General features: G+C 40.1%; 11 protein-coding genes. 6 read left to right on the forward strand and 5 right to left on the reverse strand.

All coding sequences use genetic code 11. The features are described 5' to 3' along the window. Positions 1–15 precede the first annotated feature (15 nt). The 4 genes from J3U68_RS08970 to tsaA form a co-directional block, all read right to left on the reverse strand. Complete coding sequence (locus tag J3U68_RS08970; RefSeq protein WP_267376282.1) at positions 16–1,221, reverse strand: CynX/NimT family MFS transporter; 1,206 nt, start codon at positions 1,219–1,221, stop codon at positions 16–18. Between the two features lie 963 nt (positions 1,222–2,184). Continuing rightward, entirely contained in the window at positions 2,185–2,550 is a 366-nt protein-coding gene (locus J3U68_RS08975; RefSeq protein WP_267376283.1) for a hypothetical protein, read from the reverse strand. Between the two features lie 106 nt (positions 2,551–2,656). Next, positions 2,657–3,574, reverse strand: a complete 918-nt coding sequence (lpxC, locus tag J3U68_RS08980) for a UDP-3-O-acyl-N-acetylglucosamine deacetylase (protein ID WP_267376285.1) — start codon at positions 3,572–3,574, stop codon at positions 2,657–2,659. A gap of 308 nt (positions 3,575–3,882) precedes the next feature. Further along, positions 3,883–4,602 carry a tRNA (N6-threonylcarbamoyladenosine(37)-N6)-methyltransferase TrmO gene (tsaA, locus tag J3U68_RS08985; RefSeq protein WP_267376286.1) on the reverse strand — a complete coding sequence of 240 codons (720 nt, stop codon included), beginning with the start codon at positions 4,600–4,602 and terminating at the stop codon, positions 3,883–3,885. 905 nt (positions 4,603–5,507) lie between these two features. Between tsaA and J3U68_RS08990 the strand changes: the two genes are divergently transcribed. The 6 genes from J3U68_RS08990 to purD all read left to right on the forward strand — a co-directional run bounded on the left by J3U68_RS08990 (position 5,508) and on the right by purD (position 12,456). Further along, positions 5,508–5,690: a hypothetical protein gene (locus J3U68_RS08990; RefSeq protein ID WP_267376287.1), complete on the forward strand. Its 183-nt coding sequence runs from the start codon at positions 5,508–5,510 to the stop codon at positions 5,688–5,690. A gap of 1,854 nt (positions 5,691–7,544) precedes the next feature. Continuing rightward, a complete protein-coding gene (locus J3U68_RS08995; protein ID WP_267376289.1) occupies positions 7,545–8,294 on the forward strand; it encodes an electron transfer flavoprotein subunit beta/FixA family protein in 750 nt (249 codons plus the stop codon). Between the two features lie 10 nt (positions 8,295–8,304). Beyond that, positions 8,305–9,249 (forward strand): electron transfer flavoprotein subunit alpha/FixB family protein, encoded by a 945-nt coding sequence (locus tag J3U68_RS09000; RefSeq protein WP_267376291.1) that lies wholly within the window; start codon positions 8,305–8,307, stop codon positions 9,247–9,249. Positions 9,250–9,467: 218 nt separating this feature from the next. Then, positions 9,468–10,517 (forward strand): threonine aldolase family protein, encoded by a 1,050-nt coding sequence (locus J3U68_RS09005; RefSeq protein WP_267376292.1) that lies wholly within the window; start codon positions 9,468–9,470, stop codon positions 10,515–10,517. Beyond that, the gene (locus tag J3U68_RS09010; RefSeq protein ID WP_267376293.1) at positions 10,514–11,119 is read left to right on the forward strand and encodes an IMPACT family protein; all 606 of its coding nucleotides are present in this window, start codon (positions 10,514–10,516) and stop codon (positions 11,117–11,119) included. The genes J3U68_RS09005 and J3U68_RS09010 overlap by 4 nt, the downstream gene beginning before the upstream one ends. A 68-nt stretch (positions 11,120–11,187) precedes the next feature. Next, positions 11,188–12,456, forward strand: coding sequence for a phosphoribosylamine--glycine ligase (gene purD, locus J3U68_RS09015; protein WP_267376295.1), 1,269 nt, complete (start codon positions 11,188–11,190; stop codon positions 12,454–12,456). Between the two features lie 12 nt (positions 12,457–12,468). Here purD and J3U68_RS09020 read toward each other — a convergent pair whose 3' ends face one another. Next, a complete protein-coding gene (locus J3U68_RS09020; RefSeq protein WP_267376296.1) occupies positions 12,469–13,146 on the reverse strand; it encodes a TenA family protein in 678 nt (225 codons plus the stop codon). Positions 13,147–13,654: the final 508 nt, after the last annotated feature.

The following is a 13,654-nucleotide window of genomic DNA, read 5'->3' on the forward strand; positions in this document are numbered from 1 at the left end:
GTGGATAAATAATGCTTATTTCTCAAAATCTGACAATTTATGATCTTGTCCGGCTTTCCAACCGGCAAAAGTGATAATCAGTGCAGCAATAACCATCAACCATAAAGAAGGCATCCACGAATTGAGCATATCATGCAACGCACCCATCAATACCGGACCAATCGCTGCGAGTAAATATCCACAAGTCTGAGCCATACCAGATAACAATACACCTTCAGTCATATTATTACTGCGTAAATTAAAAAACATCATACTCAAACAAAAGGCACTGCTGATGCCAAGCCCCAGTAATAAAACCGCGGGGAAATAACAGCTTCGCCATGGGGATATCAATAAAAATATCGCTATCAACAGCACAATGCCACACATTGCCCCCATCCAATGCTGTTGTTTTATTTTGGCAGCATAAATGGGAATCAGCAAATTAGCCGAGATCATGACCAACTGCATCATGCCTAGCCATTTTCCACATTCCGATGCTGATACGCCCGCTTTAGCCACAATTTGCGGTAACCAGCTCACGGTAGAATAAAACAGAAATGATTGAAATCCCATAAACAGCGTAATCTGCCATGCCAAAGGATTAAGCCATAAATTTCCGGATACCCGGTGTGTGGGTAGTTCAGCTTTGGCTGTAGCATTCGCCACTTTAAACGGTAACCACCAAATCAGCATAGACAATAATGCTGGAATGACCCAGACTAATAAAGCCCCACGCCACCCCCATTGATTTAACTGAGCAATGGGCGCACTTAAGCCAGAGCCAGCCGCCCCGCCTACATTCATGGCTAGCGCATAAATTGCCGTAACCAGACCGATTTTCATCGGAAAATAGCGTTTCACCATACTGGGAATCAACACATTTCCTACCGCAATGGCACAACTGAGCAATGCAGTGCCGATATACAATGGGAAAAGACCGCCACCACAGCGCAGTAACAAACCTAAAGTCAGGATCCATATAGCAAAAAATACCATTTGCTCAGAACCCAGCCGTCCCGCCAGACGAGGTATAAAAATCGAGAAAAGTCCAAATGTGAGTAAAGGGACCGTTGTCAGCAATCCAGCAGAAAATCCACTAAGCCCAAGCTGCGACTGAATATTTTGTAACAATGGTCCCACACCAGTAAGAGGTCCCCTTAGAACAAAAGCCAGTGCGATAATGGCTATAAATAAACTCAGCCTGTGCTGAGTTGTAGAAAGTGTTACAGCGGTTTTCATCAGGTTACCAAATATCAACAAGTTTAAATTCGTTTGGCATAAAGCGGCCAACATCAGAAAAAATTATACTCCTATTAGCCTTGATTCCAACGAATTTAGATGAACATCATAAAATTACTTTTTTGCCAACTACTTTGCTCAACCATGCAACCACAGCAAATATGCTGGCATGAATAGAACTGATTATGCTTGAAGCAAATCACTGCGCCATTGCAACCGTCCATATTCTCTGTTGCATATTATCCAATAATCATTAACTTAATTCAGATCTCACCATACGGATGTGGCATTAGTGCTGCCTAAATTCGGCATCATTAACAGCTCAAACCCGATGCAACCAGCTTATTCACATTCAGCTGAACGTGTTTATCGTCGATATAACTTATCCACAATTAGCACTGCGGGGACAACTGGGCAAGAATCTATTTGATTGAGTTGTGGATAACTGCGGCGAAAAGACCATTTTCGTTCTTTTCTCCACCATATCCTTGGCTTAAAGTATCAGCAGATATATTAGATGGTTCATGTCGCATTCATTTCTACGCCATTTCGATCCAAATGACACCATACAATTTATGCTGATCCGGTCTAATTCAAATTCATTCATTCAGCTAGAGCAATTGCGCAACCCTAATAGCCTAGCTAATCAGTACCACATTTGTATTGGCAGATGTGGACAATGCCATGGGTTAGTTAAACCTTCGCGATGTCATGTCGACACGCTCATGCACATTAATCATAATGGCTAAATATTTTCCATCAGCAACCATATCGCTTTTTTCTGACACAAATCGTTTTGATTATTTAATCCGTTAATAATAAGGTATAGATTAAATTTATACACCTCTTTATTATTTTTATTTAAATAATACCGTAGTTATAAAACTAAAAAAAAGCCCGAAGCTTTTGACTTTTATTTCTTATTAACCCAATTTATTTACATCTTCATAGACAAATAATTGTTTATTCATCGCCAAGGCATTTTTTTTCCACATCAATCAACGCACGTCGCGATAAAGCCAGATTTGCACGGCTATTATCCAAAACTGAATATAAATACAAACTTCCCATTTTTCTTAGCGGTCTGATCAAATGATAATGATGTCCAAGCGTGATTAAGATATCATCAATTTCATCGTTCAGCTCAAGCATTTGCATGGTTTTTATTTTTGAACGGATAACCTCTGTACTGCTGACTGCAGCAACTTCCAGATCCAGATTGATGGTGCTGCTACCTGCCATCAGCATACCACTTTCAAAATCCACTACCGCAGCAGCTAATGCACCTTCGACATTAAGCAATTGCGCTACGATTCCCTGATAATTCATTTAATTATCCTTAATGCTCGATACAATATAAATTATAATACATTTGCAACTTTTCTTCCCATATTAATTTACAAAAAAATTTATTAAATAATACCTAAATTATAATTCAGGCAACCTGAGGCAATGCATGAAAAGCCTGCGGTAAAGATTTATTGTTGGGAAAGGTCACCCATTCGTAACATTGAGGATCTGCTAAAAGCTTGCGTAATAAGGCATTATTGATAGCGTGGCCGGATTTATACCCAGTAAACGCCCCAATAATTGGATGACCCAGTGTATATAAGTCACCGATTGCATCAAGAATTTTATGCCGCACAAATTCATCTGGATAGCGCAAACCTTCCTGATTGAGCACATCCAGTTCATCAATCACAATTGCATTACTGAGATTACCACCCAGACCAAGGTTGTGACTGCGCATCAATTCAACTTCCTGCATAAAACCAAACGTACGTGCACGGGAAATCTCTTCTACATAAGACTGATGAGCAAAATCAATCTCAAAGGTCTGATTGCAGCGATTAAAAACAGGATGATCAAAATCAATGGTTAACGTGACTTTAAACCCATCATAAGGAGTAAACTCAACCCATTTATCACCTTCCTGTACCGTTACTTTCTGTTTAATTCTCAAAAAGCGTTTTTCAGCTTGCAGATCATTAACACCTGCATCTTGTAGTAAATAAATAAATGGCAAACTTGAGCCATCCATAATGGGTATTTCCGGCGCATTCAGCTCCACCAGAACATTATCAATGCCATAAGAAGCAAATGCCGACATAATATGTTCAATTGTGCCGATTCTAATGCCATCTGCGGTGACCACCGTAGAAGACAGACGAGTATCATTGATCAAATCAGGAGTGAGCCGAATAATTCGACTTTGCTCACCGTGCAAATCTGTACGCCGAAACATAATTCCACTATCAGCGACAGCCGGATAAAGTCCCAAGCGCACCCGTTCGCCCGAGTGCAATCCAACACCGGTAACATGAATCGTATTCGCCAAAGTGCGTTGTAACATATGCTTCCTTAAAATTTGATCAACTTAATAACCGCTATATTAGCGAATTTGCCTGGCAAAAGTGATTAATTTTGGCTAAATGGGGATAAATTAGCGCTATCACAGCGGCTATCCTAAGTTTTATACACAGCATGCACTAAATCCATCAAAGTTATCCACATAATCCACAAACCGCTCCCAAGCGGAGAATTGAAGTTATCAATATATAACTATATGAAAAATAGTGATTTTATAATTTATCCACAGAATGTATGGCTTCGTCTTTGTCTTCATCCATTTATTATTAATTCTATTATTAGAAAAACAAATTAAACTTCGACATGTTTGCGTAACTTGTTCACCACCACAACCTGAGAATCGACTAAAAACAAAATATCCCAGTCAGCAAGATGCATAACATAGATTTTATTTTTATCATGTTGATGAGCTGGACGTGGATCCTGTGACAAAGTTTGATTAACCAATTGATAAAATTCATCATTTAAACCATATAGACTGAGCTGTTCTAAAGCTTCTGTAGACCATTGAACATTTAACAATGTTCTGGGTTGTGCATAACTTCCAGCTGCATTTTCTTTGGCTTCTACAAAAGGCAGATAGGGTTTGATGTCAACTACCGGCGTTTGATCGAGTAAATCAATGCCACTTACATAAATAGAAACATGATCAGTTATCGAAATTCGCTCTAATTTCAATAGAGATAAGCCTAAATGATTAGGACGATGTGGGCTACGCGTAGCAAAAACCCCTTTTTTTTCTTTGCCTCCCAATTTTGGTGGTCGAATTAAGGGCAACCAGCCTTCTTTGACCGTTGCATGAAAAATAAACTGAACCCAAATATAGTCATATTCTTCTAAGCCACGAATGCAATCGGCATTAAATTGCGGGCATAAATCAATTCTTGCTGTTGCCGCAGGAACCAAACCTGGTTGACGAGCCAAACCAAATTTTTGTTTATAAGGAGAATGGATATAACCAATTGGGGTAATCAGCCATTCTTGCTGGTGGTTACTGGATAATTCACGCATAGAACAAAGTAATCAATTAAAAAAGCTTATTTTACGATATTACCCACAGCTTATCTGTAGATAATTTGTGAATAACCGTTCTACTATGAAAGAATTTAACTAAATACAGATGTTTTATTCTTTGCTATTTGTATTGTGGTTACTGTGCCGATGGAATTTATCGTCGTATCGAGGATCGTTTATCGAGCATTAGCCATGATTGCCATGTCACGATGGAGACGGCTTCAAGTTTTAAAAATTGATTTTGGTTTGGATCTGTCGATCAAAACTGACTGGGATGCAAGAAATAGCGTGAAAAAAAGTACAGCTGCATTGTGGATAAAATAGAAAACGCACCGTACCCGAAAAGCAAAATGGTTTTGAAACATTAGATTAGGAAAATTTTTCACTCTTGAACGATATAAAAATAAGCTTGCAGCCTTTTTCACGAAATTGATGAGAATGGTTGAAAAAATAAAGAAAAAAACAACTGGAATATTTCGAGATTGAAACAATCAAATAATAATGAATTAAAACAGTGCATTATCTTTGGCTAAAAAATATATGAAAGTAAAATGGCAATAAAAATATCAATGTGAAAATCAAGGAAAATTTAAGAAGTGAACAACATAGCAAAAATAATGATTAGAGTTTAACCGTGATACATGGGTCAATAAGTATTTGGTTTTTAAGCACATTAATCGTAAATGAATGATAAAGAATTATTGACCCTATTCCAAAAAAACAAATTTACGTAGGGAAATATTTTTAATGATGTAAATAAATATCTGTAGTTACCAAATCTAAATTTCTCGCAGCAGCAATACTTAGAAGAATTTGATTAGCTGGCAGAAAAATCTGGGCGCGATTTTGGAATCAAAGACGATAATAATAAAGTTTTGCAGTTTTATGGTGAAGATAAAAATTTGTTTTTGGTAGATATACCTAACCCTCTTGCGTTTGTGAACGATCAAAAACGGGCAAAAAAAGATGAATGCAAAAAAATTATGGCGGAAATAGATAGAAATAATAGAATAATTGCTGTTGATGGAATGGTAAAAGTGCCTATTAATAAAAACATGGGACGACGTCGTAAAAAATCATTATGAATAATAATGATCAAAACCATTTATTCATTGATAATGCCCATATCTAATTGATTATTCGCTGGTCTGGAAAAGTAAGCATCGTTCAAGTCAGATATTTTTGTCTTCAATGTTAGATGATTTTTTGCATGCGCACCTTTAGCATCTGATTGAATGCGCGTATAAAATGATCAAAATTGGCATTTTAATGTTTTGTTTTCATGGCAAGTGACAGCATCGGGCTAATAGCTTGACCCATTGCTGACCACTCCGATGATTAGCTACGGAAAAACTAATGAGGTGATTTTAATCATTGCTATTATTTCGCCCTAGCAGAAAAAAAACTATTCTGAAGTTTTCTGAACCATCATGCTGGTCAATTGACCTTAAAATTTTATCCACAATTTCTGCAAATATTTGCCGATTTTTCTATGGTATAAAAACATGGATGAAGAATTTTCTATGCTAAAATTGATAATTACCATTATTTTCATCATGATGCAGTATCAATGGATAAAAAATAGAGCAATAAATAAATTATTCACAGAAAAAATAGCAAATTAATGCCTGTTTGGTTGCAAAACGTTGTCTTGCTTTTAAATCTGCACAAAAAATATATAACCCGGTTCATTAACACAAAAAAAGATCAATGAAAATTCAGCAAAAGGCAATTTAGTTAATCATCAAATGATGTTTTACTATCTTGGTGCAAAAGCAGAGTAATCAGTTGACTCTATTTTTATCGACTTCCGGATTTTGCATAAAGCAAGGAATTTCTTAACATTCTGTTGATAGCATTAGCAGTTACAGAAAACAGGCAGTAACCATGGGTAGTAAATTTCAATCAGAGTTTAAATAATATGGTTATGAAACAAGGAAATAGATAGATTTACATCCATTGTTATTAGCCCTGTCGTTATTTCACAATCTTTAAGTGTCCATATTAAATGAAAAAATCAGCACAATGAAGAAACTATCTGCTTAAAATGGTAGAAAAATTCCTGCTTTGGCGGTGAGAATGTGCATTGATAGTCAATACTGGCCGGTAGAGACCAACCAGATGGACAAATGTGTCGAATGAATCAGGATTGTGCTGTTTAAATTTTTATTTTCTTTGCATGATAAACAGATATTTGCATTCAGAAATAAAGATATTTAGATTTAAATCCATATCATTCAGTGATTAGAATTTAGAAGTGAGTAATATAACTTTTGGTTTATAACGTTAACCTTCAATATAATGAAATTTGTTCTTGTTACTGCAGTTAGTCTATGGGTGCATTTGTGGATAAAGTCAGACTTAATGCTCAGAAAGTATGGCCAAAAGAAAAGCTGGAACATATGTCAGTGCAGATCGGTCAACGATGCAGAAGTCAGCCTGTGGAAAAACTGTTGATAAATCTAAGCGCCACCATTGCATCTGATTCAATGCGGCAAATATAGAATGATAATAAATAAAGCTGATGCACCACCAAAGGCATCGTGTTTAACTGAAGGCTGGAATCGGGCTGGTTAATGGGTTGAGTTTTTTGAATGCAGCCTATTGGACATCATCCGATCAAAGATATGGTTTGAACGCAAAAATAACTGATACAAAGTCAAAAATACCATCCAGATTAACTAACTGTATTTAATCTTTTAATTTAATTATCCACATGCTTCGCTCAGGGTGAAATGCTGATGCGCTCATCTCGGTGTCACACTCATTACAGCAGCTTACGGCAAGTTCTGTTAATATAAAAGGTTAGTTATGAAATTAACTGGGTAAGTTTAAGTGTAAATCCCTGTTTTTAAATATTTTCCGATTTATTATCGGCAAACTACTGAATTATTTTCGCTTTAACAAGCAGATGAGCATTAATCTAAAGGTGAGATTAGATGAAAGTAATGGTAGCGGTAAAGCGTGTTGTGGATTACAACGTTAAGGTACGCGTTAAGGCTGACCAATCAGATGTGGATATTGGCAACGTTAAAATGTCGATGAATCCGTTTGATGAAATCGCTGTTGAGGAAGCTGTACGTTTGAAAGAAGCCGGTAAGGTAAGCGAAGTTGTGGTGGTTTCTATGGGCGTAAAGCAGTGCGAAGAGACCTTGCGTACCGCACTGGCCATGGGGGCAGACCGCGCTATCCATGTTGAAACTGATGAATGTTTACAACCCTTGGCTGTGGCTAAATTATTACATGCTATTGCTCAGGATGAACAACCACAATTATTCCTGCTGGGCAAACAAGCGATTGATGATGACGCTAACCAGACGGCCCAAATGCTGGCTGCATTGTTGTCTGCGCCACAAGGAACCTATGTCAGCAACGTTGAGTTGGGCGCTGATGAAGTGACTGTGACACGTGAAATAGATGGTGGACAGGAACGGTTGGGACTGAAATTACCTGCTGTCATCAGCGTTGATTTACGCTTAAATGAGCCTCGGTACATCAAACTACCCAATATCATGCAGGCGAAGAAAAAGCCTTTAGAGAAAAAAACGGTGGCCGAATTGGGAATAGATATTCAACCGCATTTGATCCAGTTGAAGGTGACAGAGCCTAAATCTCGCGCTGCTGGGATAAAAGTAGCTGATGTGGCCGAATTGGTGGCCAAATTGAAAACTGAAGCCAAAGTTATTTGAGGAGATATCCGTGTCTGTATTGATCATTGCTGAACATCAGCAGCAACAATTGGATGAAGCCACTTTGCATGCGGTGACAGCTGCTGCCAAATTAGGTGAAGTGGATATTCTGGTCGCAGGGGACAAGGTTGAGAAGGTGGCCGAGCAGGCTCAGCAAATTGCCGGAGTTAGAACAATATTGCTTGCTGATGCCGCGGTCTATGCCGAATCTTTGGCAGAGGCGGTAACACCATTAGTCATCAGTTTGGCCAAAGAATATACCCATATTTTGGCGGCCGCCACCAGTGCTGGTAAAAACTTATTACCTCGAGTGGCTGCCTTGTTGGATTGTGCACCGGTATCCGAAGTGATCGACATCATCGATGCACAAACATTTGTTCATCCTATTTATGCCGGTAATGCATTACAGACGGTGCGTAGTGAGCAGGCACAACATGTGCTGACTATCCGTGCTACCGCATTTGCTCCAGCTGCAACAACTGGTGGTCAGGCAACAATAGAAAAAGTAGCCTACGAAACATCACAAAATCTAAGCCGTTTTATTGATCGGACTTTAACGCATTCCGACCATCCAGAACTGACTACCGCGAAAACCGTGGTTAGTGGGGGTAGGGGATTGGGTAGTGCTGAAAATTTTGCCGCCTTGCTTAATCCATTGGCTGACACACTTAATGCGGCTATTGGTGCGTCGCGAGCAGCGGTGGATGCTGATTATATTCCAAATGAATATCAAGTTGGGCAGACAGGTAAAGTCGTGGCGCCAGAACTCTACATCGCGGTGGGCATTTCTGGAGCCATTCAACATCTGGCCGGAATGAAGGACAGTAAAGTGATCGTAGCGATAAACAAAGATGCTGATGCGCCGATATTTAATGTGGCCGATTATGGTCTGGTGGCTGATTTGAATGTTGCTGTACCTGAGTTGGTGGAACAACTCAAAGCCATCATGTCTTAACTGGTGATGAATGTTTCACGTGAAACATTCGCGTTGCTCATTCACGATTTGTTAATCTGCTCATGATCAGGTGGAATAATATCAATCTGCTTGATCATGTATGGCGATAAACCGGCTCAATACGTTCTGTTTATCGTCATCACATGAGCAAACAGTACTATCTGAAAATAGTCAGGTAGTAATGAATGGTGATGTTAAATGTTCAGGAGAACCTGCTTATGAACCGCCTTCACGATCCCAATCAGTATTCTTTTGCATCGGATAACTATTCTGGTGTCCATCCACAGATTATGGCTGCGCTCAACACGGCGAATGATGGACACCAACCTGCATATGGAGCCGACGTCTATACTGCCGCTTTGCAACAAAAAATAAAGCAGTTGCTCGGCGCTGATGCTCAGGCCTATCCGGTGTTTAATGGTACTGGAGCAAATATCATTGCTTTGCAATCCATGTTGCCAAGATGGGGCGCAGTGATTTGTGCACAGAGTGCTCATATCAACTGTGATGAGGGTAATGCCCCTGAATATCTTGGTGGTATGAAATTGTTGGCGATTGCCAGCGAAGATGGCAAACTCACGCCCGAACTGGTTGCTAAAGAAGCATGGGGTTTTGGTTTTGAGCATCGTGCTCAGCCGGCAGTGGTTTATATCAGCCAAACTACTGAACTGGGCACTTGCTATACTCCTGATGAAATTCGGGCTTTAGCAGACTATTGCCATCAACGCCAGATGAAGCTTTATCTTGATGGTGCCCGCTTGGCCAATGCATTGGTCAGTCAAAATGTTGATTTGCACACCATGGTAGCAAGTACTGGGGTAGATATGCTTAATCTGGGCGGAACCAAAAATGGTTTAATGCAAGCTGAGTGCATCATTAGTCTGCACAGTGAGGCACAGGAGGCCATGCCTTATCTGCGTAAAATCAATGCACAGCTCGGTTCTAAAATGCGCTATGTTTCGGCACAATTTTTGGCGTGGTTTGAACATGATTTATGGCTTAACTTAGCTCGCCACAGTAATGCCATGGCCAGCAAATTGGCTTCGTCTCTGGCTGAGTTTCCCTGCATTAACCTGACGCAAAAAACTCAAGCGAATGCGGTTTTTGCCACTTTACCCCCAGATATCAGCGCTCGATTGCATGAACAATTTCACTTTTATGACTGGAATGAACAAACACATGAAGTGCGCTGGATGACCAGTTTTGATACCACTGAAGAACAGATCGATGCTTTTGTCGCCGCTATTCGACAGGCGACAGCAACATGAGTGTGGAACAATATCAGACATTAGCGGCACCGGCTGAGGCAGAATTCAAAGATAAAGGCAGCCGTTTTTTGGCTTTTGCTTATCCGGTACAAACCGAAGCGGAAATTAAGTCTCTGGTGCAGCAACTGCGCGAGCAACACCATAAAGCACGTCATTGTTGTTTTGCTTGGCGTCTGGGTGTAGACGGTAATCGATTTCGCGCTAATGATGATGGCGAGCCAGCAGGCAGTGCAGGAAGACCTATATTGGGTCAGATTGATTCAGCAGAAATCACCAATGTATTGGTAATTGTGGTACGCTACTTTGGCGGTACATTGCTGGGGGTGCCGGGTTTGATCAATGCTTATAAAACAGCCACAGCTTTGGCCTTACAGAATGCAGAAAAAGTACAGGAAGATGTGTGTCGTCTGCTAGAATTAAGTTGCGATTATGCTCACCTGAATGAAGCACTACGATGGTGTAAACAGCAGCAAGTAAGGATTCTAACTCAAGATTTACAGCAAAACTGCCGTCTGGAAATATCGATACCTTTAGCCAGATATCAATCTGGCTTAAGTGCTTTACAACAACTTCGGGCAATTAATGTTAAACTGGAAGAATGAATTCTCAAAGCTGAACAAGCAATAAGCAATATGGTTTCCATGGATGATTTATTTGCAAAGGGGTAGGCATGAAATTACTGGTGATAGGAAGTGGCGGGCGTGAGCATGCGCTGGCTTGGAAGCTGGCGCAATCTAATAAAGTAGAAATCGTTTACGTTGCACCTGGCAATGCCGGTACTGCATCAGAAAAAAAGATCTGCAATATCACTTTGAGTGATCATCAACATCTGATTCAATTTTGTATCGAACAGGAAATTGATTTTACGCTGATTGGTCCGGAAGCACCATTGGCTGCCGGAATAGTTGATGATTTTATATCCGCCGGATTAGCTGTATTTGGTCCCAGCCAGTATTGTGCACAATTAGAAAGTTCCAAAGATTTTGCTAAAGCATTTATGCGCCAGCACGGTATACCCACAGCAGCATATGCTACATTTACCGATGCAGAAGCAGCGCATCGCTATATAGATGAAAAAGGAGCACCAATTGTCATCAAAGCTGATGGTCTTGCTGCCGGCAAAGGGGTGGTGGTGGCGATGACTGAAGAAGACGCCCACAACGCCATTGATAGTATGTTGCTGGATAACAGTTTGGGCAGTGCTGGGGCTAGGGTGGTAATCGAAGATTATCTACAAGGGGAAGAAGCCAGCTTTATTGTGATGGTGGATGGTGAACATGTTATACCGATGGCCAGCAGTCAAGATCATAAACGCTTGCTGGATGATGACGCTGGACCAAACACCGGTGGAATGGGCGCTTATTCACCGGCACCCATCGTCACGCCAGAAGTACATCAACGGGTAATGGATGAAATTATTTTACCAGCAGTGAAAGGAATGCAGGAGGCAGGACATCCTTATCGTGGCTTTCTGTATGCTGGCTTAATGATCGATGAATCAGGAGCGCCGTACACCATCGAATTTAATTGTCGTTTTGGCGATCCGGAAACGCAACCCATCATGTGTCGCTTGCAAACGGACTTAGTCGATTTATTGTTGGCTGCGCTGGAAGGCAAGCTGGATAAAATCAGCGTAAATTGGTCTGATCAAACTGCAGTAGGGGTGGTACTTGCCGCGGCAGGTTATCCACAGACACCGAAACGAGGCGATTTTATTGAGGGCATTGAAGCAGCCAATCAGATCGGTAAAGTTTTTCATGCCGGCACGACCTTTAATCTTGATAAAAAACTAATTGTCTCAGGTGGTCGGGTTTTGTGTGTAGTTGGTATGGGTAACAATGTTGCTGAGGCTCAGAAGCAAGCCTATGCCGCCATTACACCTATTCAGTTTAGAGGAATGCATTACAGGAAAGATATTGCAGCTAAGGCCTTAAAATAACCTTTTGCACCATTATAGAGCCCAGCTGTCCATATACCAGCAGCTGTGCCATAATTGCCATTCCATTTTTGCTGCTGTCAAAAAAGCATTCAACATAGCCTGACTAATCTCGGCACTGTTTTGTGCTGCCAATCGATCGGCTATAGACATGGCTATTTCACCATCAAGACGATATTTGGGACAATTGTAAGCCTCTATCCAACGATGATAAGGGTTAACGTATATATCGGTACGTGCAAGCAGTTGTTCTCCCACTTGTTGGTAAACATAAAAACAAGCTAAGGTACTGGCAATTGCCACTGGCAGAGGTTGGGTAGCTAGCTGTTGATATAAATAAGCTGAGTATAATAAACAGCTCGGCGTCTGCTGATGAATAGTTATTTGATTCTGCAATAAATCTTGCTGTAGGCATTGCTCTGCTTTAATGGTTTCTGTGCTGAATCGACGAAATTGCTCCGCGTCTGTGCTTAAAGGACACCGGTCTGCAATCATTTGCATGATTTGGCTATAATGATGCAGATATAAAACATCCTGCTGTAAATAAAAAAAGAATTGTTCCTGCTTAAGAGAGCCATCAGCTAAAGCACGTATAAAAGGCAATTGCATAATCTGCTCCAGAATAGGCTTAACTTGTTGCTGAGCATGATACCGCCAGGGAGTCTGTGAATCTGAATCGAAATTTAAGTTCATTCTTTAAGCGAAGCTGATAATAATGAGAAGTAAATGATAGCACTGATGGTGTGGATATTTGCAAATGATTCAACTGGTGGGGGATGATGTGGCTATATCCGATTCAATTAGTTTCTGTGGATAAATCTTAATTACCCTAGAATTAATGCAATTAATTGCATGATTTATGAGTCAACGCTCTGCTTATCTTTGTGGATAAAATGTGATCTTTTTCCGCTAACAAACGATTGTGGCTGGACATCTTCGAACATCGACATCAATTATATACTTGAATGCACAATGTAAATTTTTTGCGAATATGATTTTTTCTGATAAAAAAGACCTTGGGTTTTTACATTAGTGCAGTTAGCTTGCGGTTACAAAGCGAAGTTTTATCGTGTACGGGATTGAATAACATCATGAATAAGGGCTAGGGAGAGTGTAGCAGTGAATCTTGTGGATGATCTGTGCCATAAAATTATCCACAGAATAAATTGAATGAAGGTTTTGTAATTTATTGATGCCAATA

This window comes from Snodgrassella sp. B3882, assembly GCF_026535915.1.
In the GTDB taxonomy this organism is placed as follows: Bacteria; Pseudomonadota; Gammaproteobacteria; order Burkholderiales; family Neisseriaceae; genus Snodgrassella.